Source organism: Mesorhizobium sp. M0496 (assembly GCF_040321205.1).
Classification (GTDB): domain Bacteria; phylum Pseudomonadota; class Alphaproteobacteria; order Rhizobiales; family Rhizobiaceae; genus Mesorhizobium.
The window spans coordinates 28963-52680 of sequence record NZ_JAMYRC010000038.1; the positions used below are offsets into that span (position 1 = coordinate 28963).

Sequence of the window (23718 nt, forward strand, 5' to 3'; positions counted from 1 at the left end):
ACCAGAATGCCTGAAATCAACCTGTAGAAAAACTCCTGCATGCCCGAAGCCTTCCTCAGCCTGCCGCCGTTGAATGCGCTGCGCGCCTTCGAAGCCTCGGCGCGCCATCTCAACTTCCGCATCGCGGCCGAGGAACTCAACGTCACCCAAGGGGCGGTGGCCCAGCACATCCGCGGGCTGGAGGCGGACCTCGGCACAAAACTGTTCGAGCGGCTGCCGCGCGGCCTGGCGCTGACCGATGAGGGCCGCGCTTATGTGCCGAACATCCGCCGCGCCTTCGACCTGATCTCGGAAGCGACACTGCTGCTTCGTCCCGAACCGGCGCGGCTGACGATCAGCGTGACGCCAAGCTTCGCCACCAAATGGCTGATCCCCAGGCTGCAGGATTTTGTGACGCACAATCCGCTGGTCGACCTGCGCGTTCTGGCCAGCGAGAGCCTGTCGAGCTTTCAGGCCGATGGCGTCGACATCGCGGTGCGCCAGGGCCGCCCGCCCTTCGGCGCCGGCCTCATCGTCGACCTGTTGTTTCCCCAACAGATCATCGCCGTCTGCAGCCCTGCCCTGCTTCCGGCCGGCACGGTCGGGATCGCGGCCGCAGAAATCCAGCATCACGTCCTGCTGCACGACGCCCACAATCTGTGGCCGGAATTCATGGAAAAGGCGGTGGGCCTAAAGATGACGACGGAGCTGAAACGCATGCGCTTCAACCAGACGAGCCTCGCCATCGACGCGGCCATCGCCGGCCAGGGCATAGCACTGGCCAGCCGCTTCCTTGTCGCCGCCGACCTCGCCGCCGGCCGGCTGGTCCAGCCCGTCAGCGGTGAAATGCGCGGCACGCAGGATTTTTATGTCGTGATGCCAAGAAAGCAGCGACACCCCGAGCCGACGCAAGCCGTGCGGCAGTGGCTGCTGGATGCGGGGGAACGGCCGCCGGTCTAGATCGGCAGCAAGGCGTCGGGCTTCACATTGGCGATCGAGGCGTAGGTGTGCGTTTCCCGCACCCCGGGCAGCGGCAGGATGACCCGCTGCAAAAAATCCTGGAACATCGCCATGTCGGCGATGCGCGCCTTGACCAGATAGTCGAAGCCACCGACCACCATATGGCACTCGATGATCTCCGGCGCCTGCAACACCGCCTCGGCGAAGCGGTCGAAGACATGCGGCGCCGTGTGGTCGAGCCGCACCTCGATGAAGACGAGCTGTGCCTGCCCGATCCGGGCCGGGTCGAGAACGGCCCGCACCGCGCGGATGAAACCTTCGGCGAACAGCCGCTTGACGCGCTGCGCCGCCCCGGTCGGCGAGAGGCCGACCCGCCGCGCCAGATCGAGCGTCGTACGGCGCCCATCCTCCTGTAGCAAGCGCAGCAGCGAGCGGTCGATACGGTCGAGATCGTCCATTTTAGGATTCACGCCTTTGAGCCAAGAGAAGCGTGATAATCACGCCAAAATCGCAAAAACAACATCTTTCATCACGCTGTCAGGTGGCAATACCGTTGACGGGCAACGCAACCCCCGATCAAGGCAAGACCATGACATCAGCCCTGTCGATTTCCCGCAGCGCCCAAGCCAAGGGCGACACGTCGGTGCTCATCCTGAGCGAGGCCGAGGTGAAAACCTGCATCGATCTGCGCCAGCTTCTCGACGCTCTGGCCGGCGGCTTCAAGGCACTGTCCGGCGGCAAGGTGGCCAGCCCGGCGCGGCCGCAGCTCGACATTCCGCAGGCCGGCTATTCGCTGGCCATGCCGGCCTGGACGGCGGGCATGCATCTGACGGTGAAGATCGTCAACGTGTTCGAGGGCAACATCGCCAGAGGCATTCCCAGCCACCTCGCCACGATCCATCTGTTCGACCCGGATACCGGCATGCCGGTCTGCGTCATGGACGGCACCTATATCACCGCCGTGCGCACCTCCGGCTCGGCCGTACTTTCGGTGCGCGAACTCGCCCGGCGCAACGCCAAGGTCGCGACTGTGGTGGGGGCCGGCGTGCAGGCTGGCCAGCATCTCAATCTTCTGCCGCTGGTGCGCGACTTTGCCGAAATCCGCGTCGTCTCGAAGGAATTTTCGGATGCCGAGGCGCTTGCCGCGCAGCATCCCGGGGTCGTCGCCGTCAGCGATATCGAGGCCGCGGTGCGCTCGTCGGATGTTGTCTGCTTGGCAACGCATTCCTACGAACCGGTGATCTCGGCCGACTGGGTACGGCCCGGCACCCATGTCTCCTCGGTCGGTGTCGCCCCGCCCGGCGGCGAACTGCCGGTCGAGCTTATCGGCAGGGCCAGCCTGTTCGTCGAGACCAGGGAGGCCTTTGCCCCAACGCCGGTCGGCTCTTGCGAACTCGCTGGCCTCGATCCTGAAACTGGAATCGAACTCGGCGACATGCTGCTCGGGCTGCGGCCGGGACGCGTCAGCGCCGATCAGATCACGGTCTACAAGGCCATGGGTGTCGCCATGGAGGACATGGTGGCGGCCGACCTGGCCTACCGCGAAGCGGTACGGCGAGGAGTGGGGCGGGTTATTGCGCTGTAGTGGGGCCGCTCAATTGTTGAAGCCAGCGCCGCCCCGTCGATAAGAGCTCCCTTCTCCCCGTTCACGGCAGGGGGAATCGCATACGGATTCTTGCGAAGACGGACCCCCACCCTAACCCTCCCCACAAGGGGGAGGGAACGCTGCCGCGTGCCTTTAATTCTTCTTGGCGCCGAAAAGACAGGCGATTCTCCTGGTCAGCGCCAACGGAAGTCCCCCTCCCCCTTGTGGGGAGGGGTTAGGGGTGGGGGTCCGTGCCGGGCAGACATCTCAGGAATTCCATATGCGATAGCCCTGCCGTTCACGGGGTGAAGATGGCGGCAGCCAGATGAGGGGCGGCGCAAATATCGGGAATGTTAGGGCCTGCCCGCCCTACCCCTCCACCGTCTCCAGCACACTCAGCAGCGTGCCTTCCATATCAGGCTCGTCGCCGGAGCAGACGCACAGCATCTCGGCGTCGCCCTCGCCGACAGACAAATAGGCGTGGCCCATGGTGGAATCGATGTAGACGCTTTCGCCCTCTTTCAGACGCACCGGCGCGTACTGGTCGGTATGGAGTTCGATCTCGCCCTTGAGCACGATCAGGAATTCCTCGCCGGCATGCCTGGTCAGCGGGCCGAATTCCTGCGGCGTGCGGGCGCGCGCATAGGCGTGGATCGGCACCATGCGCTTGCGCACCAGATCGGTGGCCAGATAGCGGTAGTCGTAGTTGCGGGTCAGCTGGCGCAGCGTGTTGGACTGCGAGGTCACCGATCGCCGCGTGCGCGCCGACGGCTGCTTGCGGTCGCCGCTGAGCAGCTCGGTGACATGGATGCCCAGCCCCTCGCAGATCTGCAGCAGCTTGTCGTAGCTCAGCGACATCTGGTCGTTCTCGACCTTGGACAGCGTCGACACCGCGACCCCGGTCAGCGTGCTGACCTCCTGCAAGGTCCAGCCATGCGTTTTCCTGAGGCCGCGCAGGCAATCACCGAGGTTGGGTTGCTCCGACATCGTCAACTCCATGGCGCGGCTTCGCTCTCGCCGCTGATCTACCCTACGTAGTTCAACTCCCTGCCGCTATCAACAACGCTAACAATTTTCTTATACGCTAAATATTGACTGGATACGAAATTATTTCTACGCCTATCGAATGCAGTCGAAGTCCTCCCAGAAAATCGTCATCATCGGCGGCGGTATCGCCGGCCTCTCGCTGGCGGCGGCCGTGCAGCCCTGGGCCGAGGTCACCGAGCTCGAGCGCGAGCCGCATCTCGGCTACCACGCCAGCGGCCGCTCGGCGGCGCTGTTTTCCGAAACCTACGGCAACGCGCTGGTGCGGGCGTTGTCGCTGGCCAGCCGGCAAGCGATCGTCGATGGCGGCTTTGCCGCGCACCGGCGCGGCGCGCTGCATGTCGGCGGTGTCCAGGACAGTGCAGCGGTCGACCGCATGGCGACCGAGATGCAGGCGCTGGTGCCGAGTGTGCGGCGCCTGTCGGCGGCGCAAGTCAACGCGCTGGTGCCGGTCATCGCCACCGAAACAACCTGCGGCGGCGTGCATGAACCCGGCGCGCTCGATGTCGACACGGCAAAAATGCTGGCGGCCTCAGCCTCGGTGGTGAAGGCGGGCGGCGGTATTATTCGCACCGGCGAAGCGGTTCGCGAGATCACTCGCACGGCGGCCGGCTTCCGCGTCGCCACCAATGCCGGCGCCTATCAGGCAGACATCGTCGTCAACGCCGCCGGCGCCTGGGTCGATGTCGTCGCGGGGCTGGCCGGCCTTCCCGGCCTCGGCTTCCGGCCGAAGCGCCGTACCGCCTTCCTGTTCGATCCGCCCGCTGGCACGGACATAGCCAACTGGCCGCTGGTGGTCGACCTGCACGAACAGTTCTACTTCAAGCCGGACGCCGGCAGGCTGATCGGCTCGCTGGCCGACGAAACCGATTCCGAACCCTGCGACGCCTGGCCGGAAGACATCGACGTCGCCATCGCCGTCGACCGCATCGAGCGGGCGACATCACTGCGCATCGGCCGTCCCTCGACGCCCTGGGCCGGCCTCCGCACCTTTTCACCCGACCGCAGTCCGGTCGTCGGCTTCGACCCGCGCCTGCCCGGTTTCTTCTGGCTCGGCGGCCAGGGTGGCTACGGTTTCCAGGTCTCGCTGACGCTGGCGCGGCTGGGCTCGGCGCTGCTGCGCGGCCAGCCCCTGCCCGACGATCTCGCGGCACGCGGCGTCAGCACGGCGGCGCTGGCGCCCGACCGTTTCATCACCCCGGCGGCGACGCCATGAAGTCCACCGACCTTCCCTTCCTCAACCCGTAAAGTGTCATCAGGAGCGTTTGCGATGAAATCCGTTCTGCGCGCAGTGCTTACCTCGTCCCTGCTGGCCTCATCCGTCCTTCTCGGCGGGCAGGCCTACGCCAAAACCCTGGTCTATTGCTCGGAAGCCAATCCCGAGACCTTCAATCCGGCGATCGGCACCGCCGATTCCACCATGGATGCCGCCGCCAAGACGATCTTCAACAGGCTGGTCGAGTTCAAGCCGGGTTCCACGGAAGTCGGGCCGGCGCTGGCCGAAAGCTGGGAGGTCTCAGCCGACGGCAAAACCTACACGTTCCACCTGCGCCACGGCGTGAAATTCCAGTCAAACGACCATTTCACGCCCTCGCGCGATTTCAACGCCGACGACGTGCTCTACACGTTCAATCGCCAGCGCGACGCCAACAATCCCTACCACAAGCTCGGCGGCGGCGCGTACGAGTACTTTAATGCGCTGGGCATGGGCACGCTCATCGACAAGATAGACAAGGTCGACGACCACACGGTGCGCTTCACTCTGACGGCGGCCAACGTCACCTTCCTGCCCGGCATCGCGCTCGACTATCTCTCCATCCTGTCGCTGGAACAGACCGAAAAGATGGTCGCTGCCGGCACGCCGGAACTGATCGATTCTGAACCCGTCGGCACCGGCCCGTTCGTGCTGCAAGCCTATGTCCCCGACAGCCAGATCCGCTACGCCGCCAACAAGGATTACTGGCGCGGCGCGCCGAAGATCGACACGCTGGTCTTCGCCGTCACGCCCGAGCCGACCACCCGCGTCGAGCGCCTCAAGGCCAATGAGTGCCAGGTCGCCGCACCGCCTCCGCCAAGCGCCGTCGCCGATCTACGCACCGATCCCGACATCACCGTGCTCGACCTCAAGGGCCAGAACATCGGCATCCTCGGCTTCAATGTCGAGCACCAGCCGCTCGGCGATGTCCGCGTGCGCATGGCGCTGGCCAAGGCCGTCGACCGCAAGGCGATCGTCGATGCCGTCTATGCCGGCGCCGGCACGGTGGCCGGCAGCGTCGTGCCGCCGGCGCAGATCGGCGCCGTCACCGACGCCGGCATCGACTATGATCCGGACGGCGCGAAGAAGCTGCTGAAGGACGCCGGCCACGAAAGCGACCTGAAAATCAGCCTGTGGGCGATGCCGGTGTCGCGCCCCTACAACCCCAATGCCAAGCGCATGGCCGAGATGATCCAGGCCGACTGGGCGAAAGTCGGCGTCAAGGCCGAGATCGTCAGCTTCGAATGGGGCGAGTATCTCAAGCGCACCGCCGCGGGCGAACAGGACGCCTACCTGCTCGGCGGCAGCAGCGACAATGGCGACCCCGACAACATGCTGAGTTATTTGCTCTCCTGCGACGGCGTGAAGGGCGGCTCCAACCGCTCACGCTGGTGCGATCAGGCCTTCGAGAAGCTGCTGCAGGAAGGCCGCGTCGCCGCCGATCCCAAGCAGCGCGCCGACATCTACGCCAGGGCGCAGGCGATCCTGAAGGTCGAGGTACCGGTGGCGCCGATCGCGCATTCGGTGGTGGCGATCCCGATCCGCAAGAGCGTGCTCAACTACGTGCTCGATCCGTTTGGCCGGCAGAATTTTGCCGCGGTCGACATGGCTGAGTGAAGCTTGGCGACCCTGCCCTCGGGCTCGGCCCGAGGGCGCACCGACATGTATGAAACCAGCAGTTTAGCGGCGAAAGCAGAATCCATGCGTAAAGACCTGAACGCCCTCCTCAATGCCTATCTCGCGGACGGCGCGGTGGGCGCCTCGCTGGCATACGCCCTGAACGGCGCCGCACCGACCGCCGTAACCGCAGGCCTGGCCGACCGGGAGCACGGCGTTTCCATCCTGCCCGACCGGTTGTTCAAGATCGGCAGCTGCACCAAGACCTTCGTTGCCGCCGCTTTGGTCAAACTCGCCCAGGACGGCAAGCTCGATCTCGGCGCGCCGATCTCTTCCTGGTTCCCGGATCTGCCCGGCGCCAACGACATTTCGGTGCGACAGCTGATCAACCACCGCAGCGGCCTGCCGGAGTTCGAATATTACATTCCGATGGACCCGAGCCGGCAGTGGACGCCGCAGCAACTGGTCGACATCGCCTTCGCCTCCGACAAGCAGAAAGCGCCTGACGGACCTGCCGTTTACAACAACACCGGTTATGTGCTGGCCGGCATGGTGATCGAGGCCGCCTCCGGCCAGTCGCTGGGCGGCTATGTCAGGAGCGCCGTGCTGCAGCCGCTCGGCCTGAAGAACACCTGGTCGCCGGCCACCGAAGCCTTCCCGGAAAAATCGATGGTGCGCGGCTATTACCACCGGCCGCCGCCGCCGGCGAATGCACCCACCGACATCGCCTCGGGCGGCGAGATGTGGCGCATGGACGGCGTTCTGCCCTACTCCGACGAATTGCAGGATTCTTCCGATTCCTTCCCGTTCGGCGCCGCCTATGGCTGCGGCGACATGGTGTCGACACCCTCGGACATGGTGGCTTTCATGCGCGGCCTGTTTTCCGGAAAACTGCTGTCGCAGCCTTTCTTCGCCGAGATGTTCGAACATCGCGTGCCGGCAAGCTTCCCCGGCACCCGCATGCGCGAGACCGGTGCCGGCATGTTCCAGAGCGCCTACGCCGACCGCGCCTTCTACGGCCATCAGGGCAGCATCCCCGGCTACGTCGCCGTCATGCTGCATGACCCGCTCTCAAGCCTGACCATCGCCATGACCAGCAATGTCGGCTCCGGCAACCGCCTGTCCTTTCAGGCGAGTGGGCTGCACCCGGTGGTGGACGAGGCGATCCGGATTGTTCTGGGTGAGAGATAACGCAGTGACTATCCCGCACCGCTGAGGCAGCCCCCCCTCAGTCGTCGTCCGTCCAGATCAGGCGTAGCAACCGCAGCAGCGTTGCCCGCTCCTTTTTCGTCAGCCTGTGCAGGAACCGGTCCTCGTGCCGGCGAACCTGTTGCCGCCATCCGGGCATGGCCGCTCTGGCGGCCTTCGTCAGGGCAAGCACCTGCACGCGTTTGTCCCCCGCATGGTCGTCGCGTTCGACCAGTCCGCGTTCTTCCAGTTCAGCGAGCAACGGCGCCATGTTGGCGCTCTTCATGCCGAGCAGCCGACACAGTTCTGCGGCGCGGATGCCGGGCTTCTCGTCGATCAGCGCCAGCATGGCATAGGTGACCGGACGCAGCGCCGCGTCAGTCAGTTCGACCGCGAAATCATTCAAGGCAAAGGCCGAGGCGCGCCTGAGATTGTAGCCGATCTGCGCATCGAGTGCGTCTTCGGCCATAGCGCCTGGCGCGCTGCGGCTGGTGTGAACCTTTTTATCGTCCATGCTGCAAGCGATCACCGCGATCAAAGACCTTGTCAAGCGAAAAAGACTATGCGACATAGCAAACACGATAGCTATGCAGCATAGCAATTTCTACTAATATTAAAGGCGGAATGGGAGGACATGACCATGACCGAAGAGACCGTTGCCTTCGACGTCGAGAACGGCATCGCCTGGGTGCGCTTCAACCGGCCGGACAAGCGCAACTGCATGAACCCGGCGCTCAACCGGCAAATGATGGAGGTTCTCGACGAGCTTGAATTCCGCGACGACGTCGGCGTGCTGGTTCTGTCCGGCGAAGGCAGCGCCTGGTCGGCGGGCATGGACCTCAAGGAGTATTTTCGCGAGACCGAAGCCAAGGGGCTTGGGGCCATCCGCAAGGCGCAGTCCGAAGCTTATGGGTGGTGGCGGCGCTTGCGCTGGTACGGCAAGCCGACCATTGCCATGGTCAATGGCTGGTGTTTCGGCGGCGGCTATGGCCCCCTCTTCGCCTGCGACCTCGCCTTCGCCGCCGACGAGGCGCAGTTCGCTCTGTCGGAGATCAACTGGGGCATCCTGCCCGGCGGCGGCGCGACCAAGGTGGTGGTCGACCTCTTGTCGATGCGCGACGCCATGTACCACGCGCTGACCGGCGAGCTCATCGACGGCAGGAAGGCCGCCGCCTGGAAGCTGGTCAACGAAAGCCTGCCGCTGGCCGATCTCAAGGCGCGCGTCACCGAGGTTGCGAATGTGCTGCTGAAGAAGAACCCGATTGCCCTGAAGGCAACCAAGGACGCCATCCGCCGCGTCGCCGAGATGACCTACGACAATGCCGAGGATTATCTGGTGCGGGCACAGGAGGCGGCCAATTCCCACGACAATGACGGCCGCAAGGAAGGCATCCGCCAGTTTATCGACGAAAAGAGCTACAAGCCGGGTCTCGGCGCCTACGACAAGGCGCGATAACCCACCGACGCAATCTGGGAGGAGATGCGAATGCCGGCCTGGACGACGCCAGATCCCGTGGCCCTGCACGCCGGGACGCAGCCGGATCGTATTGCCTGCGTTGATCTGGCAACCGGCCGGCGCTGGACCTACGCCGCTCTCGACGAGACCATCCAGCGCGCCGTCCGGGTCCTCGAAACCGGCTATGATATCGAACAGGGACAACGGATCGCCACGCTTGCGCGCAACAGCGCCGACCTCCTCATCCTGCAGCAGGCAGCGATGCGGCTCGGCGCCATCTTCGTGCCGCTCAGCTGGCGGCTCGCCAGTGCCGAACGGCAGGCGATCCTGGCCGATTGCGATCCGGTCCTGCTGCTGCATGACACCGTCCTTGAAACGGTGCTGCCCACGGGCCGCACGCCAATCGAAGTCACTGCCTTCGCGGCGGCGGTCGAGGCGCAGGTGCCGGCAGCGCGCCGTCCGTTGCCGGCCAGCGATGCGCCATCGATCATCCTCTACACGTCGGGCACATCAGGCCGGCCGAAAGGGGTTGTTATCACCGAGGCCAACGCCTTCGCCACCGCGGTCAATTTCGGCGTGCTGGGGCGGGTCGGCAATGCCAGCGTCTTCCTCTGCGACGCGCCGATGTTCCATGTCATCGGCCTCATCACCAGCCTGCGTCCACCGCTGTTGCAGGGCGGCACGGTGCTGATCTCGTCCGGCTTCGACGCCGGCGTTACCAACCGCCGCCTCGCCGATCCTGCGCTTGGCATCACCCATTATTTCTGCGTGCCGCAGATGGCCAGGATGCTGCGCGACCATCCCGATTTCGCGCCTGCGCACTGGACCTCGCTCACTGCTATCTTCACCGGCGGCGCGCCCAATCCTGCTGCCGACATCCTCTGGTGGCTGGCACAAGGCGTACGCATGGCCGATGGTTTCGGCATGACCGAGGCCGGCACCGTGCTCGGCATGCCGGTCGAGGCCGACCGGATCACAGGCAAGCCGGGCTCGGCCGGTCTGCCGGCTCCGATGATCGGCCTGCGCATCGTCGATGGCGATGGCCGCGACGTCGCCACCGACGAGCCAGGCGAGATATGGCTGTCCGGCCCCAGCATCACGCCGGGCTACTGGAACCGGCCGGAAGAGACTGCCCGCGCCTTCACCGCCGACGGCTGGTTCCGCACCGGCGACATTGCCAGGCGCGATGAGGAAGGTTTCGTCACCCTCGTCGACCGCCTCAAGGACATGTTCATCTCCGGGGGTGAGAACGTCTATCCGGTCGAAATCGAAATGGCGCTGCTCGACCATCCCGACATCACCGAAGCAGCAGTAATCGGCATCGCCGACGAGCGCTGGGGCGAAGTCGGGCGCGCCTTTGTCGTGCTGAAGTCAGGTTGCGTTCTCGATCCGGGTGATCTGGCAAGCTACTGCGGCGAGCGCATCGCCCGCTACAAGGTGCCGAAGGAATTCCTGCTCACCGATGCACTGCCGCGCACCGCATCCGGCAAGATCCAGAAACACATTTTGCGCAGCTGGACAGCACCGGCCGGGCAGACCTGAGGCGCCTCTCCGCTGCTCAGCCCGCGGGCGCACCGCGAAAAATTGCTACGGCAGCAGCGACGATTTCCGCATTGTCCTGCGCCACAGTTCCGTCGGCGAGCGTCTTGCCGTCTTCCAGCCCGACCCGCGTCGACCAGCGCTTGCGATGCGCAAGCCCGACGAACGGCCAGACGGTGACGTCGGCGCCGTGCAGCAGGATCGGCCGCCGCACCCCGGCGCGTTCGAGCACGGCGGCGATGCCGTGCGCCTCACCTCGGACAAGGGAAGCGGCAATCTAATCGCGCGGCGGTAGAACTGCCAATCTCCCCCCTCGTGGGGGAGATGCCCGGCAGGGCAGAGGGGGGCGTGACGGATCGCCAGCCCCTCTGATCTAACTTCATAACTGCTACCTACTGCGAGGCAGGTCAAAGAAAAGATTTGACTACTCGGGTCAGCGGGACAGCGCCCCCCTCTGTCCTGCCGGACATCTCCCCCACGAGGGGGGAGATCGCAGCATCACCGCCGCGCCCTCCTTCTGTGGCATTTGAATAAAAGCCACCTGTGGATATTTACTTCGCGTTCCGCCAGGCCCGGCAAGATGCAAATTAGGGCGGGATCATGGAGGGACCATTGACCAGCGATTTTTCAGCCGCCCGCATCCACCTCGAACGTGCCTATCACTATCTGCAAGGCAATGACGAGACGAGCCGCGCAGCCTGTGACGCCTTGGATCTGTTGATCGAAGCGGTGGCGGAAGCACAGCATAGGCGACCCGAGGCTGGCGTGCTGGAGTTTCCGCGATCGACGGCGCGGCGAACCGGTTAGGATGTGTTGCGTTTCAGGTTGGGCCGGCCTGACCTGAAACGCGGCGCAGCGGGATCACGATGCCTTGCGAGCCGGCTCGGTCGCGCGCGAAACAATCGCCTCCAGCGGCTCCGGCCGGTGCAGCAAAAACCCCTGACCGTAGGCGACGCCCATGTCGCCGAGCATCGTCAGCGTTTCCTGCCGTTCGATCTTCTCGCCGACTACGTCGCAGCCGAGGCTGCGCGCGATGCTGGTGATGGCCAGCACGATTTCTCGGTCGAAGCGACTTTGCGTGATGTGCTCGATGAAGGAACCGTCGATCTTGATTGTGTCGACGGGGAAGCGCCTGAGATATTCGAACGAACTCATGCCGGCGCCGAAATCGTCCAGGCTGACCCGACAGTGCCGCTCACGCGCCTTGCGAACGAATTGTTCGGCGGCGTCGAAATTGGTGACGGCGGCGGTTTCGGTGATCTCGAAGCCGATGCCCGAATGCGGCGCTCCGGTCTCCTCGATGATGCTGTCGACGAACGCCCACAGCTGCGGATCGCTCAACGTCTGCGCCGACAAGTTGAAGCCAAGCGTCAGCGCGCCCGAGCGCAAGGCGGCGCCATGGCGCGACAGCGCGGTGCGGATGATCCAGCGGTCGAGCCGCGACGCGATACCAAAGCGCTCGGCCACCGGAATGAACTCGCCGGGCGGCACCAGCCGGCCGTTGCGTGCGATGAGCCTGGCCAACACTTCGACATGGCGGCTTTCCTGCCAGGGCCGGCCCAGCAGATGGATTTCCTGGCCGAACAGTTTCAACCGTCCGTCTTCCATGGCATCGACGGTGTCGGCGGCGACGCGCGCGGCATTCAGCCCGCCCGATCCCGCTTCCGCTGCCGCGGAGAACACCGCGAAACGGTTGCGTCCGGCAGCCTTAGCCGCGTAACAGGCGTCGTCGGCGCAGGCGAGCGCGTCGGCGACGGTGGTGCTGGCATCGTCGATGAAGGCGATGCCGATCGAGGCCGCCAGCTTGCGGGTCGACGCGGCCAGGCCGAGATCCGCCTCGCGCACGGCGCCAAGCACGGCAGCGGCGATCCTCTCGGCCTGTACGGCATCGCAATGTGGCACCAGCAGTGCGAATTCGTCGCCGCCCAGCCGCGCCGCGTGTGCTGTCGCCGGCAGGCAGCCGCGAATGCCGGCTGCAACGCTCTTCAGCGCCAGGTCGCCGGCGGCGTGGCCGGCAAAGTCGTTGAGCGCCTTGAAGTAGTCGAGATCGACATAGAACACCGCCAGCGGCGCACCCGCCGTGATATGGTCGGCGAGCAGCCGGTCGAAGGCGGAGCGGTTCCACAGGCCGGTCAGCGCGTCGTGGCGGGCGGCATAGGCGAGTTCCTGCTCGCGCTCCTTGTCCTCGGTGATGTCGCGCACCGTACCGAGGATCTGGCCGGCAGCACCCGCACCGGTGATGAAGCGCACCAGCGATTCGACATGCCGGACCTGGCCGTCCCGCCGGATGATACGGTATTGCGAGGCCGTGACACCGTCCGAGCCGGGCGGCGGCAGGTGGGCCTGCTCGGTGGCCTCCTTGTCGTCGGGGTGCAGATAACTGTGCCAGAGGCCGGCCGTCACCTCGTCGGTGTCGGCAACGAGGCCGAATATGTCCCTGGTGCGGGCGTCCCAATAGCTCCTGTTGGTGGCGATATCGTAGTGCCAGATGCCGGTGCCGCTGGCGGCGAGCGCCAGGCGAAAACGCACATTGACCTGCTCGAGCTGGGCTTCGGCCGCCTTCTGCTTGGTGATGTCTGTCTGCACACCCATCAGCCTGAGCGGTTTTCCGGTGGCGTCGCGCTCGACGATGCCGCCGCGATCGAGCACCCACACCCAGTGGCCCTGCTTGTGCTTCAGCCGGAGTTCGGTCTCGATGGCATCGGTTTGGCCAGCAATGTGGCGGTCGCCGCTGGCCAGCGCCCGCTCGCGATCGTCGGGATGGGTCAACTGCAGCCACAGGTCGCTGGTGTTGGCCAGTTCGCTCTCGTCATAGCCCAGCATCCGCGCCCAGGTCGCCGAATAGAAGCAGTCGCCGGTGCGGAGATCCCAGTCCCAGACGCCAAGATGGGCGCGTTCCAGGGCCTTGGCCCAGAACGTTCCATTGCGACTTTTCTTATCCCGACCAGCCATCGTCTGTTTCGCTCATCCCCACTGCGGGGCAATCTGCGGCAAAACCAGAGAAGAAAGCGTTACTTGGGCTGAGACAGGCGGTTCCGTGCCTCCTGACCTGCCACCTCTGCCCTCTCGCTTTTCGATTGGCCGGCAAGAACCGGAGTTTTGCCCGCGCCGGATCGTCCTAGTCATGGCTCCAGGTCGTCGGCCAATCCGATGATCGCGTTGCAGAGACAAAGAGGACCTCCCAATGACTAGCCAAGAAGACAATAAGGCCGTCGTCGTCAGATGGTTCACCGACTTCTGGGGTGAAACCTGCGACCTGTCCGTCGTCGACGACATTGCCGCGCCCGACATGCTGCTGAAATATTCGCTGCACGAGCCGCGCCGCGGCCGCGACGACATCAAGGCCTTCATGACCGACTTCCGCGCCGCCTTCCCGGACCTCAATTTCTGGGCCACGGCCGACCTGATCGCCGAGGGCGACTATGTCGTTGGCCAGTGGGAGGGCGGCGGCACGCACACCGGCCCGGCCTTCAGCGATTTCCTCGTCGGTTCGCTGCCCGCCGCCACCGGCCGCACCATGCGCTTCACCGGAACCACCGTGCTGAAGGTGGTCGACGGCAGGATCGTCGAGGAGATCGGCCTCGACGACGGCGTCGCCGCTCTCACCCAGCTCGGCCTGATCAAAACCGCCTGATCGAGCCGCATGATTGAAAAGGGGCCATCGCCGCCCAGGGGACGGCCCCTTTTTGGATCGTGATCGGAGCTTGACGACAAGCAGCCTGCAATCGTTGGAAGCCGGAGCATCCCGACTTTCGCGGGAGAGCGGCCAGGCGGCATTGGCGCCGCCTGGCTTCATAGCTTGCTGGCCCGGCGCTTACTGGCTCGGCGCTTACTGGCTCGGCGCCGTCGCGTGCTCGCATGACACTTTCGGGTTCATGTCGGCGAAAGTGCCGGTCGGGTTGCCCTTCCAGGCCCAGACATGCAGTTCGTAGAATTCACCCAGCCCATAGCGGTTGGGCGCGCTGTTGAAGTTGAACAGCTGGCCGTCCAACGATGCCGGCCCCTTCGAGGAGATGTATTCGACCGCCACCAGTTGCATCGTTCCGTCGGCCATCGGCTCGTACATCACGGCTTCGGGACGGGCGATGTCGATCTTGTCGTCCTTCAGATACTGGCCGTTGACATAGTGAATGCCCATGGCGCCGCCGGTGACGCCGCTGGCGCAGGGAATGGGCGCATAGCCCTCCGATGTAGCGGCCTTGACGTCGAGAAACCGGCTGTTGGCGGCCCGCACCTTGTCGGCCAGCGGATTGGGGACGGACGCAAGCGCGGCCGCTTGCTGATGCGCCTGTGCGAAGCTGGTGCAGACGGCCAGCATGGCCCCTGCCATGAGAAGTCTGTTGCGAAAGTTCGATATCATCTTCATTCCATTCTTCTTGAAAAAGCCCAGCTGGCCGGCCGCCGAAAATACGGAGGCCCGGCGGGCAAGCGCTGTGGCTGTTGTTGCTTGGAGATCCCGAAAACGATGCCAGGGATGCCGGTCATCCCTTCGGCAGATACGGGATCGTTCCGGCCAGATCGGTGTTGTCGATCATCTGGAAACGGCTGTCGCTGCCGCCCTGACGGGCCGAAACGAAGGGCGCATAGGCCGGATCGTTGGTGAAGGCTCGGGCCGCCGCTTCCGACGGGAATGCCATGAGGGCGATCAGCGTGGTGTCGAGCGGCTTGCCTTCGAGCGTTTTCACATTGCCGCTGCGCGACAGATATCTGCCGCCATGCTTGTGGACGAGGTCATGCACCGACGCGGCATAGGCCGGCACCCACTGCGGGTCGTTAATCTTGATGTCTGCGATAACGTAAGCGGTCATGATAGTCTCCTGGTTGCGGTGCACAGGAGCATCCCGTGCAACCTGCCAAAGGGCTCGCATGGCAAGGCGCTCGCCAACCAGTCCGCGATCTGTACTGGGGTAGTACAGTTTCCGTACTGGCCGCCTCATTCATGAGGGCCTAATGTTCGGCCCAAGTTGGAAGGAGAGGCGCAATAATGACCCAGCACGGATACAAACAGTTCTGCCCGCTATCGATGGCCGCCGAGGTGCTGTGCACCCGCTGGACGATGGTGCTGATGCGCGAACTGGTGGCGGGTTCGACCCGCTTCAACGACCTGCGCCGCGGCGTCCCCAAAATGTCGCCAACCCTTCTGTCGCAACGGCTGAAGGAGCTTGAGATCGCCGGTATCGTCGAACGCGGCGAGGTTCAGGGCGAGAAGGGGATCTTCGATTATCGGTTGACGGAGGCCGGCCGGGACCTGCGCCCGGTCGTCGAGGCGATGGGCTTCTGGGGGCAGAAATGGGTCGAGTCCCGGCTGTCGCTCAAGAACCTCGATCCGTCGTTGCTGATGTGGGACATGCGGCGCAATTTGAACCCCTCGCCGCTGCCCGAGGGGCGCACGGTGATACAATTTCTGTATCAGGACCTGCCGGCGTCCAAACGGTCGTGGTGGCTGATCGTCGAGAAGCACGGCGAGGTCGATCTGTGCTGGTACGATCCGGGCTTCGACGTCGACCTCTACGTCTCGACCGACCTGCACACGATGACGGCGATCTGGATGGGATTGCTGACCGTCGAGAAGGCCGGCGCGAAGGTCGCCCTGACCGGCGACCAGGCCATCGGCAGGAAGATGCAAACCTGGCTCGGGCTCAGCCCGTTCGCGATCGAACCCAAGCGGGCGGCGTAGGAACGGATGCTTCAATCGGATAGTACTTGTCCTCATAAGCCTCGATCAGAGTTGCGAGAACATCGAAGCGATCACCATCGAGAGAGCCGACCTCCGGCTCATTCTCGAATTAGTAGCGCGACAAGACCTGCGAGTGGCTATAGGTCCTTGTCTGTCGGGTTAAAGACCTTCCGGGCTTTCAAATCGCCCCAGTAAAAGGTCAAGGCCAGCAATGCTGGAAAACCGATGCCGCCGACAACAAACAGCGCGATTCGGCCAAACCACCGGTAAGCTAAAACCCCGACAAAGCAGAGGATCATGGTTCCTATGAAACTGCTAAAGGGCGCTGGCATCATGGACAGTTCGTAGCAGAACTTCGGTCAGCGGTCATCCGGGTTTGTCAAAGGGATAATCGCCAATGTGATTTCGGCGAGCGCCCAATCGTAGTCGGCTTCGGTCTCAACGGGTCGAATGTTTTCCATCACACCTTCTCCAGATCAATCTCGTCATACTCTTTGTGCATCCCGACGAATAGGGCTGCATCCTCCTGACAGTTGGCAGGAAACGGGTGGCGGGGCCGGCTTTTGGCGGCTTCAATGCGGCCATGTTCATCACCCTGGCCAAGAATCTGAAATCCGCGCCGCTGCCGGTCGCCGACGATCCGCGCTGGGCGCGCATTGTCGCCCGCGACAAGTCTGCCGACGGCGAGTTCTGGTATTCGGTGGCGACGACCGGCGTCTATTGCCGGCCTTCCTGCCCGTCGCGGCGCGCCAACCCCAGGAATGTGCAGTTGCACGGCACGCTGGAACAGGCCAGGGCGACCGGTTTCCGCCCGTGCCGGCGCTGCAATCCGGACGGCCCTTCGCTCGAGGCCGGCAACGCCGCGATGGTCGCCGACGCCTGCCGCAGGATCGAGCAGAGCGAGGAAGAACCGTCGCTCGGTGAGCTGGCGGACGCCGCCGGCCGCAGCGCCGGCTATTTCCACCGCATCTTCAAGGCCGTCACCGGGCTGACGCCGAAGGAGTATGCCGCCGCGCACCGCGCCGCCAGGGTCCGCCGGGGCCTGGAAGACGGCGCCAGCGTGACGACGGCGATCTACGATGCCGGCTTCAATTCGAGCGGGCGTTTCTACGAGAAATCGACCGGCATGCTCGGCATGACGCCGACGCGCTATCGCGCCGGCGGCACCCATGAGAAGATCCGCTTCGCCGTCGGCGAATCCTCGCTCGGCACCATCCTGGTCGCCTCGAGCCAAAAGGGCGTCGCTTCGATCCTGCTCGGCGACGATCCCGACGCGCTGGTGCGCGACCTGCAGGACCGTTTCCCCAAGGCGCGCCTGATCGGCGGCGACCGTGACTACGAGGCGCTGGTCGCCCGCGTCGTCGGTTTCGTGGAAGCGCCGGCACTCGGCCTCGACCTGCCGCTCGACGTGCGCGGCACCGCCTTCCAGCAGCGCGTCTGGCAGGCCCTGCAGGACATCCCCATCGGCCGCACGGTTTCCTATGCCGAGATCGCGCAGCGCATCGGCACGCCAAAGGCGGCCCGCGCCATCGCCGCCGCCTGCGCCGCCAACAATCTCGCCGTCGCCATTCCTTGCCATCGTGTGATCCGCAGGGATGGCGCGCTATCCGGCTACGCCTGGGGCGCAGAGCGCAAGCGCGCGTTGCTCGACCGTGAGGCGGCCGTCGGATCGAGCGTGGTGAGGACACCCACGTACCGGTCTTCGCGGGCCTGACGAGGACCCGCGATGCGCGCGATGGCAAGCTCTCCCGATGCGAACAGCCAAACCCAAGCTGCCGCCAGCCGCAGCATCCAAGACGCGAAATCACGGGTGATGGCCGCCATCGGCGAGCTTGTCGATGGCGGCAAAGCCGAGTGGAGCCGCACCGCGACCGGCGAGATCGAGTTGCGACTTTTGACCGGCGAGGTGTTCGTGCTTGGCGAGATATTCGTCACACGCGTCGAATGAGCACCATCAGCGCTCTACGGCGCCCCCCTCTGTCCTGCCGGACATCTCCCCCACTTGTGGGGAGATTGGCTGTCATCGCGGCCTTCGCCAATCTCCAACGTTTCAGGACGAGAGCCGGCGCCGGAACTGCCAATCTCCCTCCTTGTGGGGGAGATGTCCGGCAGGACAGAGGGGGGCGCCGTAGAGCACCTACCTTGGAGATTCGAATTTGAAAGCAAGCACCGGAGTGAGAGACGGAAGGCACACGGCTAGGTTCAGGCACAGACAAAGGAGTGAACGCAATGAACCTCATGCAAACTCAAATGGCCGCACCGGCGACCGTCCATGCCGCCCTCGACACCATAACCTACGCAATCGGGCAATCCGCAATCGGCAACATCCTGGTGGCGCGCAGCGATATCGGCGTCTGCGCCATCCTGATCGGCTCGGATTCCGACGCCCTGGAGCAGGACCTTGGCCATTGCTTCCCCGGCAAGATGCGGATCGAAGACGGGCCCGCCTTGCGCGATGATCTCGCGGCAATAGCGCGCTTCATCGAAGCGCCTGCCACCGGCCTCGACCTGGCGCTTGACATGCGCCACGGCACGCCATTCCAGCAACAGGTCTGGGCCGCGTTGCGCGCTATCCCGTGCGGCGCCACCATCACCTACACCGCACTGGCAGGCCGCCTCGGCCAACCGAATGGCGCCCGCGCCGTGGCGACCGCCTGTGCCGCCAACGCGATCGCGCTCGGCATTCCCTGCCACCGCGTTGTCCGCGCCGACGGCACGCTGTCGGGCTATCGCTGGGGCGTCGAGCGCAAGCGCGCCCTGCTCGACAAGGAGGCTACGATATGAACGCCCACGCCAAGGTTGCCACATCGGTGGTCGAAGCCGCCAAGACACGCGTCGCCGGTTACGACTGGCCGGCCCTAGCCGCCGAACTCGACGGCTTCGGCTGTGCGGTGATCGAAAAGCTGCTGTCGCCTGACGAGTGCCGCCGGATCGCCGGCCTCTATCCCGAGGAACGGCATTTCCGCAGCCACATCCATATGGCTAGGCACGGCTTCGGCAAGGGCGAGTACCGCTACTTCCGCTACCCCTTGCCCGACCTCTTGGGCGGCCTGCGCAGCGCGCTCTATCCCAGGCTGGCCGAGGTCGCCAACCGCTGGAATGAGCGCATGGGGCAAGCCATGCGCTACCCCGCTACGCATGCGGCGTTTCTCGAACAATGCCATGCCGCAGGCCAGACGCGGCCGACGCCGCTGCTGCTGCAATATGTGCCCGGCGACTTCAACTGCCTGCATCAGGACCTCTATGGCGACCTCGCCTTCCCGCTGCAGGTGGCGATCCTGCTCTCCGAGCCGGACCGGGATTTCACCGGCGGCGAGTTTGTGCTGACCGAACAGCGGCCGCGCATGCAGAGCCGGGTCGAGGTGGTGCCGCTGCGCCAGGGCGACGCCGTCGTCTTCGCCGTCCACAACCGGCCGGTGCAGGGAACCAAGGGCAATTACCGCGTCAATCTGCGCCACGGCGTCAGCCGCCTGCGCTCAGGCATGCGCCACACGGTCGGCATCATTTTTCATGATGCAAAGTGAGTGTTGTGAGGCGCTCTCTTCTCCTTGTTAGAGAAGGGCTGCCTCACCTTGCCCGTGCGTAACGGTTGACCACCATGCCGCAGGCATAGGCCTTCGAGCCGAGCAGCCGCAGGGTCTGGAAACCGCCCTGGTCGAAGATCCGGCGTCCGGCGCCCAGCACCGCCGGGTTGATGAACAGCTGGAACTCGTCGACCAGCCCGGCCGCGATCAGCGAGGAGGCGAAACCGGCACCGCCGAAGACGGCCATGTCACCGCCCTCGCCAGCCTTCAGCGCACCGATTTCGCGCGGCAGGTCGCCGCTGGCCACTGTCGTGCGCTCCCAGGCGGATTGCTTGAGCTTGTCGCTCAGCACCACCTTCCGGGCGTCGACGACGCGCTGCGCGAACGCATAGAAGGGATCGCGCGGAAATTTCTTCGCCGCACTACCCCAATGGGCTAGATAGCCCTCCTGCGCCATCTTGCGGCTGAGCAGGATGGTGTCGATGCCGGCGAAGACGGCGTTGAAGTCCTGCTTCAGCTCGTCGTCCCAGGCGCTCTCGTCACCCCATTCCCAGAGCTGCCAGGCATGGTCCTCATTGGCGCCGACAAAGCCGTCGACCGACATCTGCATCTGAAGGATCAATTTTCTCATCGTCATTCTCCTCGGGTTTGTGCGGATGCGGGCGAAACCATGGTTCGCTACGGCTTCGCCATTGGTTTACATTTGGAACCATTGACGCCAAGCCAAAAATGATGTCAATAGGAAAGTGATTTAAAAATGGAACCATAGATGTCGACGCGCGAAAAATCCGGCTGCCCGATCAACCTGTCGCTCGAACTCGTCGGCGACCGCTGGACGCTGCTCATCATCCGCGACCTGGTCTTCGCCGGGAAAAGGCACTTTCGCGAATTCCTGCAATCCGACGAAGGCATCTCATCGCGCACGCTGGCCGAGCGGCTGCAGACCCTTCAGGACGAAGGCATCCTCACCCGCAGCGACGACCCGACGCATGGGCTGAAGACGGTCTACCGGCTGACCGAGGCCGGCATCGACCTGCTGCCCGTACTGGCGACGCTCGGCGCCTGGGGCAGCAAACACCGCAAGGCCGACGATCATCTGGCGCGGATCGCCGAAGAGCTGGCGGCGGGCGGCGAGCCCGCTCTGGAGGCCATGAAGGCGGCGCTGCGGGCGGAGCATATTGTCTAGACAGTGGCGAATTCCGAGAGCAGCATTATTCTCTTCTGCAAGGTGAGTGCCGCCCCTCATTGCCCTGCCGGGCATTTCTCCCCGTAAACGGGGAGAAAGAAGCTGTCGCGGCGCCGATCCCTTTCCTGCGACGCCGCCAATTGGCGAAACGGTCGATGACAGCGTCCCTCGCCCCGTTTACGGGGAGAGGATGCCGGCAGGCAGGTGAGGGGCAGCGCTGCCGCCGCGATTTTGGGTGGCGTGATCATGTCCATCTTGACAATCACCCCCTTTTGTTCTCTATTCGTTCGCGTCTATCAGCAACTGCGGATGTGCCTTCGGGATGGAAACGACAGCCACCATCCTGCATGCCGATCTCGACGCCTTCTATGCCTCCGTCGAGCAATTGCTCGACCCGTCGCTGCGCGGCAAGCCGATCGCGGTGGGCGGCGGCGTGGTGCTCGCCGCCTCCTACGAGGCGCGCGCCTTCGGCGTGCGCGGCGGCATGCCGGGGCGCAAGGCGCGCGAACTCTGCCCGCAGCTGATCTTCGTCGGCGGCAATTTCAGCCACTACCAGCGGCTGGGCGATGCTGCGATCAAAGTGCTCGACGATTTCACCCCGCTGGTCGAGCGCATCTCCATCGACGAGGCCTTTGCCGATGTCGCCGGCTGCACGCATCTGTTCGGCTCTCCACAAGAGATCGCAACGATCATCCGCCGCCGGGTACGCGCCGAACTCGGCCTGCCGATCTCGATCGGCGTCGCCCGCACCAAGCATCTGGCCAAGATCGCCTCGCAGGTGGCCAAGCCCGACGGGTTGGTGGTGGTCGAGCCCGGCAGCGAGCTTGCTTTCCTGCACGATCTGCCCGTCGGGCTGATGTGGGGCGTCGGCCCGGCGACCAGGGCGCGGCTGGCCGAAATCGGCGTCGAGACCATCGGCCAGCTGGCCAGGACCCACAGCGGCGCGCTGACACGGCTGCTGGGTCCCGCCGTCGGCGAAAAGCTCGCCGCCCTGTCATGGAACCGCGACCCGCGAAAACTGGAGACGAAGCGCCGCGCGCACTCGGCCGGCGCGCAATCGGCGCTCGGCCTGAAGCCGGCGGTATCGCGGGTCATCGTGCCCACTCTGCTGCATCTGGCCGACCGCGTAGCCAGCCGGTTGCGCGCCAAGTCACGTCCCGGCCGCACGGTGACGGTGCGCGTGCGCTTTGCCGATCTGAGCGCCGTTACGCGCTCGATCACGCTTGAACAGCCGATCTCGGCGACAACGATGCTGGCCGAGATCGCCGGCGACCTGGTGCGCGGCGTGCTCGCCGACCACCCGCACGACAAAACGATCTCGCTGCTGGCGATCTCGGTCTCGCATCTCGAGGAAAGCTTCGAGCTGCAGCTCGAACTGCCCTTCGGCCTCGCCGATGAGAAACGCAGGCCCGGTACCAGGAAAGGCCTGGCACGCTTCGACGCCGACCGCGCCATCGACAAGATCCGCGAACGCTTCGGCAAACAGGCGGTCGGCTACGGCACGGTGGCGCTGGAAGCGGCGCGCTCGGTTCCGGATGAATTCAGGGAACTGGCCGAGAAGCAATTGTGAGCGGGAGACAGCGAGGCGCTATTGCGTCTCTTCACCGTCCCAGTAAAGCCTCACCGCCGCCATATCGAAAATACCGTCGCGCCGGCGCAAGGCGTCCACCGCCATCTTGTTGGAATCGGGATAGACGCAGACTTCATTGGGATTTCTTTCGCCGATCATCAAATAGCGGCATTGTCCGCTACCGCTGTTGAGGAAGGAATGGCCAACCGGCCGGCCGGCGGGAAAGCAGACATAGTCGCCAGCTTTCATCTCGTGGCGCTCCTCGCCAAGCAGCAGCGTCACCTGCCCTTCCAGGATCAGCGCGTGCTCTTCTTCCAGCATGTGGTAGTGCCGGGGCGCCAGGCGCATGCCGGACGCCGGCGCCTCGATCAGCATGCCGACGTGATAATCGGACCGGCCCAGAGCGGCATAGGTCAGATGCCTGGACCGGCCGCCGAACCGCGGGCCTTCGCCTTCGACCTTCCACTCGACAGCATCGCTAGCGATCGGCGGGATCGGCGCAACCGGGGCCTTGGTGACACCGGCCGTCACATCCGACGGCAACGGATCGCCGGCGGCAAGGCCGGTGTTCTCGCCGTCCCAGTAGGTTCGGATTGCCGCGAGGTCGAAGATCGCGCGGCTGCCTAGCGCGCGCACCAGCACCTTGTTGGAGGCGGTGTAGACGACAACTTCATTCGGGTTGCGCTCGCCGACGATGATGTAGCGGCACGGCGCGTCGCTGGTGTTGATCAGGCAATGCCCCGCCGCCGCGCCCGCCGGAAAGCAGATATAGTCGCCGGACTTCATGGCATAGGCGACGTCGCCGACATAAGCGGTGGGCATCCCTTCGAGGATGAAGACATGCTCTTCCTCGAGAATATGGTAATGCGCCGGCGAGGTCTGCTTGCCCGGCGGCAGTTCCTCGATCGCCACGCCGACATGATAGTTTTCGCCAAGGGCGGCCAGCGACAAATGCCGATAGCGCACGCCGAAGCGCGGCACATCGGACCATTCCGTCCACGGTACCTCATCCGATGCGAATGGCACGGGCGCTTTCTCGTCTGCCATTGGGGGCCTCCTGATCCTGTCGCCCTGCTCTCATCGCAAGCCGCAGGAGGGTCTACGACAGTACAAAGCTGCCAGCTTCAGGCATCATCGC

Annotated in this window: 25 protein-coding genes and 1 pseudogene; 16 read left to right on the top strand and 10 right to left on the bottom strand. The window is 64.7% G+C overall.

Going from position 1 to position 23718, the window contains the following annotated elements:
• Positions 1–39 precede the first annotated feature (39 nt).
• Positions 40–939 carry a transcriptional regulator GcvA gene (gcvA, locus tag NKI73_RS26040; RefSeq protein ID WP_352633841.1) on the top strand — a complete coding sequence of 300 codons (900 nt, stop codon included), beginning with the start codon at positions 40–42 and terminating at the stop codon, positions 937–939.
• Here gcvA and NKI73_RS26045 read toward each other — a convergent pair.
• Positions 936–1397 carry an Lrp/AsnC ligand binding domain-containing protein gene (locus NKI73_RS26045; RefSeq protein ID WP_352633843.1) on the bottom strand — a complete coding sequence of 154 codons (462 nt, stop codon included), beginning with the start codon at positions 1395–1397 and terminating at the stop codon, positions 936–938. The two genes, gcvA and NKI73_RS26045, sit on opposite strands and share 4 nt — an antisense overlap.
• Before the next feature lie 95 nt (positions 1398–1492).
• Here NKI73_RS26045 and NKI73_RS26050 point away from each other — a divergent pair, with 95 nt between their 5' ends.
• On the top strand, positions 1493–2524 hold the full coding sequence (locus tag NKI73_RS26050; protein WP_352633845.1) for an ornithine cyclodeaminase family protein: 1032 nt from the start codon (positions 1493–1495) through the stop codon (positions 2522–2524).
• Positions 2525–2893: 369 nt separating this feature from the next.
• Here NKI73_RS26050 and NKI73_RS26055 read toward each other — a convergent pair whose 3' ends face one another.
• Positions 2894–3511 carry a helix-turn-helix domain-containing protein gene (locus NKI73_RS26055; protein ID WP_352633847.1) on the bottom strand — a complete coding sequence of 206 codons (618 nt, stop codon included), beginning with the start codon at positions 3509–3511 and terminating at the stop codon, positions 2894–2896.
• A gap of 139 nt (positions 3512–3650) precedes the next feature.
• Here NKI73_RS26055 and NKI73_RS26060 point away from each other — a divergent pair, with 139 nt between their 5' ends.
• The 3 genes from NKI73_RS26060 (at position 3651) to NKI73_RS26070 (ending at position 7631) form a co-directional block, all read left to right on the top strand.
• Positions 3651–4784, top strand: a complete 1134-nt coding sequence (locus NKI73_RS26060) for an NAD(P)/FAD-dependent oxidoreductase (protein WP_352633850.1) — start codon at positions 3651–3653, stop codon at positions 4782–4784.
• A gap of 54 nt (positions 4785–4838) precedes the next feature.
• Positions 4839–6440 (top strand): ABC transporter substrate-binding protein, encoded by a 1602-nt coding sequence (locus tag NKI73_RS26065; RefSeq protein WP_352633852.1) that lies wholly within the window; start codon positions 4839–4841, stop codon positions 6438–6440.
• 84 nt (positions 6441–6524) lie between these two features.
• Positions 6525–7631 carry a serine hydrolase domain-containing protein gene (locus NKI73_RS26070; RefSeq protein WP_352633854.1) on the top strand — a complete coding sequence of 369 codons (1107 nt, stop codon included), beginning with the start codon at positions 6525–6527 and terminating at the stop codon, positions 7629–7631.
• A 37-nt stretch (positions 7632–7668) separates the two neighbouring features.
• Here the strand turns inward: NKI73_RS26070 and NKI73_RS26075 are convergent, their stop codons facing one another.
• The gene (locus NKI73_RS26075; RefSeq protein ID WP_352633856.1) at positions 7669–8142 is read right to left on the bottom strand and encodes a MarR family winged helix-turn-helix transcriptional regulator; all 474 of its coding nucleotides are present in this window, start codon (positions 8140–8142) and stop codon (positions 7669–7671) included.
• 120 nt (positions 8143–8262) lie between these two features.
• Here NKI73_RS26075 and NKI73_RS26080 point away from each other — a divergent pair, with 120 nt between their 5' ends.
• Positions 8263–9084: a p-hydroxycinnamoyl CoA hydratase/lyase gene (locus tag NKI73_RS26080; protein WP_502905621.1), complete on the top strand. Its 822-nt coding sequence runs from the start codon at positions 8263–8265 to the stop codon at positions 9082–9084.
• 24 nt (positions 9085–9108) lie between these two features.
• The gene (locus NKI73_RS26085; protein WP_502909609.1) at positions 9109–10626 is read left to right on the top strand and encodes an AMP-binding protein; all 1518 of its coding nucleotides are present in this window, start codon (positions 9109–9111) and stop codon (positions 10624–10626) included.
• Positions 10627–10642: 16 nt separating this feature from the next.
• Here the strand turns inward: NKI73_RS26085 and NKI73_RS26090 are convergent.
• Positions 10643–10873: pseudogene (locus NKI73_RS26090) on the bottom strand (3-keto-5-aminohexanoate cleavage protein); the annotation flags it as partial.
• 362 nt (positions 10874–11235) lie between these two features.
• Between NKI73_RS26090 and NKI73_RS26095 the strand changes: the two are divergent.
• Positions 11236–11430, top strand: coding sequence for a hypothetical protein (locus NKI73_RS26095; RefSeq protein WP_352633863.1), 195 nt, complete (start codon positions 11236–11238; stop codon positions 11428–11430).
• A 54-nt stretch (positions 11431–11484) separates the two neighbouring features.
• Here the strand turns inward: NKI73_RS26095 and NKI73_RS26100 are convergent, their stop codons facing one another.
• On the bottom strand, positions 11485–13575 hold the full coding sequence (locus NKI73_RS26100; protein WP_352633865.1) for an EAL domain-containing protein: 2091 nt from the start codon (positions 13573–13575) through the stop codon (positions 11485–11487).
• Between the two features lie 232 nt (positions 13576–13807).
• Here NKI73_RS26100 and NKI73_RS26105 point away from each other — a divergent pair, with 232 nt between their 5' ends.
• Complete coding sequence (locus NKI73_RS26105; protein WP_352633867.1) at positions 13808–14257, top strand: ester cyclase; 450 nt, start codon at positions 13808–13810, stop codon at positions 14255–14257.
• 195 nt (positions 14258–14452) lie between these two features.
• On the opposite strand, the gene NKI73_RS26110 is transcribed toward NKI73_RS26105, so the two are convergent.
• Entirely contained in the window at positions 14453–14989 is a 537-nt protein-coding gene (locus tag NKI73_RS26110; RefSeq protein ID WP_352633869.1) for a hypothetical protein, read from the bottom strand.
• A 115-nt stretch (positions 14990–15104) separates the two neighbouring features.
• Positions 15105–15431, bottom strand: a complete 327-nt coding sequence (locus NKI73_RS26115) for a DUF1330 domain-containing protein (protein ID WP_023813864.1) — start codon at positions 15429–15431, stop codon at positions 15105–15107.
• A gap of 176 nt (positions 15432–15607) precedes the next feature.
• Here NKI73_RS26115 and NKI73_RS26120 point away from each other — a divergent pair, with 176 nt between their 5' ends.
• A complete protein-coding gene (locus NKI73_RS26120; protein WP_352633871.1) occupies positions 15608–16300 on the top strand; it encodes a winged helix-turn-helix transcriptional regulator in 693 nt (230 codons plus the stop codon).
• A gap of 137 nt (positions 16301–16437) precedes the next feature.
• Here NKI73_RS26120 and NKI73_RS26125 read toward each other — a convergent pair whose 3' ends face one another.
• Positions 16438–16635 (bottom strand): hypothetical protein, encoded by a 198-nt coding sequence (locus tag NKI73_RS26125; protein WP_352633873.1) that lies wholly within the window; start codon positions 16633–16635, stop codon positions 16438–16440.
• 248 nt (positions 16636–16883) lie between these two features.
• On the opposite strand from NKI73_RS26125, the gene ada reads away from it, so the two are divergent.
• From ada to NKI73_RS26145, 4 genes are all read left to right on the top strand, one after another.
• On the top strand, positions 16884–18014 hold the full coding sequence (ada, locus tag NKI73_RS26130; RefSeq protein WP_352633908.1) for a bifunctional DNA-binding transcriptional regulator/O6-methylguanine-DNA methyltransferase Ada: 1131 nt from the start codon (positions 16884–16886) through the stop codon (positions 18012–18014).
• Positions 18015–18113: 99 nt separating this feature from the next.
• Positions 18114–18248 carry a hypothetical protein gene (locus NKI73_RS26135; RefSeq protein WP_352633874.1) on the top strand — a complete coding sequence of 45 codons (135 nt, stop codon included), beginning with the start codon at positions 18114–18116 and terminating at the stop codon, positions 18246–18248.
• A 281-nt stretch (positions 18249–18529) separates the two neighbouring features.
• Positions 18530–19084, top strand: a complete 555-nt coding sequence (locus tag NKI73_RS26140) for a methylated-DNA--[protein]-cysteine S-methyltransferase (protein ID WP_352633875.1) — start codon at positions 18530–18532, stop codon at positions 19082–19084.
• Positions 19081–19824 (top strand): 2OG-Fe(II) oxygenase, encoded by a 744-nt coding sequence (locus NKI73_RS26145; RefSeq protein ID WP_352633877.1) that lies wholly within the window; start codon positions 19081–19083, stop codon positions 19822–19824. The genes NKI73_RS26140 and NKI73_RS26145 overlap by 4 nt, the downstream gene beginning before the upstream one ends.
• A 43-nt stretch (positions 19825–19867) precedes the next feature.
• Here the strand turns inward: NKI73_RS26145 and NKI73_RS26150 are convergent, their stop codons facing one another.
• The gene (locus NKI73_RS26150) at positions 19868–20455 is read right to left on the bottom strand and encodes a dihydrofolate reductase family protein (protein WP_352633879.1); all 588 of its coding nucleotides are present in this window, start codon (positions 20453–20455) and stop codon (positions 19868–19870) included.
• 138 nt (positions 20456–20593) lie between these two features.
• Here NKI73_RS26150 and NKI73_RS26155 point away from each other — a divergent pair, with 138 nt between their 5' ends.
• Together NKI73_RS26155 and dinB are read left to right on the top strand one after the other, a co-directional pair.
• On the top strand, positions 20594–21010 hold the full coding sequence (locus tag NKI73_RS26155; protein WP_352633881.1) for a winged helix-turn-helix transcriptional regulator: 417 nt from the start codon (positions 20594–20596) through the stop codon (positions 21008–21010).
• Between the two features lie 322 nt (positions 21011–21332).
• Positions 21333–22580: a DNA polymerase IV gene (dinB, locus tag NKI73_RS26160; protein ID WP_352633883.1), complete on the top strand. Its 1248-nt coding sequence runs from the start codon at positions 21333–21335 to the stop codon at positions 22578–22580.
• An 18-nt stretch (positions 22581–22598) separates the two neighbouring features.
• Here the strand turns inward: dinB and NKI73_RS26165 are convergent, their stop codons facing one another.
• Positions 22599–23627, bottom strand: a complete 1029-nt coding sequence (locus NKI73_RS26165; RefSeq protein WP_352633885.1) for a cupin domain-containing protein — start codon at positions 23625–23627, stop codon at positions 22599–22601.
• Positions 23628–23718: the final 91 nt, after the last annotated feature.

Excerpts from the sequence above, each read along its gene's own strand:
- NKI73_RS26070 (WP_352633854.1), top strand. The coding sequence starts at position 6,525 with ATGCGTAAAGACCTGAACGCCCTCCTCAATGCCTATCTCGCGGACGGC.
- NKI73_RS26145 (WP_352633877.1), top strand. The coding sequence starts at position 19,081 with ATGAACGCCCACGCCAAGGTTGCCACATCGGTGGTCGAAGCCGCCAAG.
- NKI73_RS26065 (WP_352633852.1), top strand. The coding sequence starts at position 4,839 with ATGAAATCCGTTCTGCGCGCAGTGCTTACCTCGTCCCTGCTGGCCTCA.
- NKI73_RS26075 (WP_352633856.1), bottom strand. The coding sequence starts at position 8,142 with ATGGACGATAAAAAGGTTCACACCAGCCGCAGCGCGCCAGGCGCTATG.
- NKI73_RS26115 (WP_023813864.1), bottom strand. The coding sequence starts at position 15,431 with ATGACCGCTTACGTTATCGCAGACATCAAGATTAACGACCCGCAGTGG.
- NKI73_RS26120 (WP_352633871.1), top strand. The coding sequence starts at position 15,608 with ATGACCCAGCACGGATACAAACAGTTCTGCCCGCTATCGATGGCCGCC.
- NKI73_RS26165 (WP_352633885.1), bottom strand. The coding sequence starts at position 23,627 with ATGGCAGACGAGAAAGCGCCCGTGCCATTCGCATCGGATGAGGTACCG.
- NKI73_RS26045 (WP_352633843.1), bottom strand. The coding sequence starts at position 1,397 with ATGGACGATCTCGACCGTATCGACCGCTCGCTGCTGCGCTTGCTACAG.
- NKI73_RS26055 (WP_352633847.1), bottom strand. The coding sequence starts at position 3,511 with ATGTCGGAGCAACCCAACCTCGGTGATTGCCTGCGCGGCCTCAGGAAA.
- NKI73_RS26105 (WP_352633867.1), top strand. The coding sequence starts at position 13,808 with ATGACTAGCCAAGAAGACAATAAGGCCGTCGTCGTCAGATGGTTCACC.
- NKI73_RS26140 (WP_352633875.1), top strand. The coding sequence starts at position 18,530 with ATGAACCTCATGCAAACTCAAATGGCCGCACCGGCGACCGTCCATGCC.
- NKI73_RS26135 (WP_352633874.1), top strand. The coding sequence starts at position 18,114 with ATGGCCGCCATCGGCGAGCTTGTCGATGGCGGCAAAGCCGAGTGGAGC.
- gcvA (WP_352633841.1), top strand. The coding sequence starts at position 40 with ATGCCCGAAGCCTTCCTCAGCCTGCCGCCGTTGAATGCGCTGCGCGCC.
- NKI73_RS26155 (WP_352633881.1), top strand. The coding sequence starts at position 20,594 with ATGTCGACGCGCGAAAAATCCGGCTGCCCGATCAACCTGTCGCTCGAA.
- NKI73_RS26060 (WP_352633850.1), top strand. The coding sequence starts at position 3,651 with ATGCAGTCGAAGTCCTCCCAGAAAATCGTCATCATCGGCGGCGGTATC.
- ada (WP_352633908.1), top strand. The coding sequence starts at position 16,884 with ATGTTCATCACCCTGGCCAAGAATCTGAAATCCGCGCCGCTGCCGGTC.
- NKI73_RS26085 (WP_502909609.1), top strand. The coding sequence starts at position 9,109 with ATGCGAATGCCGGCCTGGACGACGCCAGATCCCGTGGCCCTGCACGCC.
- NKI73_RS26080 (WP_502905621.1), top strand. The coding sequence starts at position 8,263 with ATGACCATGACCGAAGAGACCGTTGCCTTCGACGTCGAGAACGGCATC.
- NKI73_RS26150 (WP_352633879.1), bottom strand. The coding sequence starts at position 20,455 with ATGAGAAAATTGATCCTTCAGATGCAGATGTCGGTCGACGGCTTTGTC.
- NKI73_RS26125 (WP_352633873.1), bottom strand. The coding sequence starts at position 16,635 with ATGATGCCAGCGCCCTTTAGCAGTTTCATAGGAACCATGATCCTCTGC.
- dinB (WP_352633883.1), top strand. The coding sequence starts at position 21,333 with ATGGAAACGACAGCCACCATCCTGCATGCCGATCTCGACGCCTTCTAT.
- NKI73_RS26100 (WP_352633865.1), bottom strand. The coding sequence starts at position 13,575 with ATGGCTGGTCGGGATAAGAAAAGTCGCAATGGAACGTTCTGGGCCAAG.
- NKI73_RS26110 (WP_352633869.1), bottom strand. The coding sequence starts at position 14,989 with ATGAAGATGATATCGAACTTTCGCAACAGACTTCTCATGGCAGGGGCC.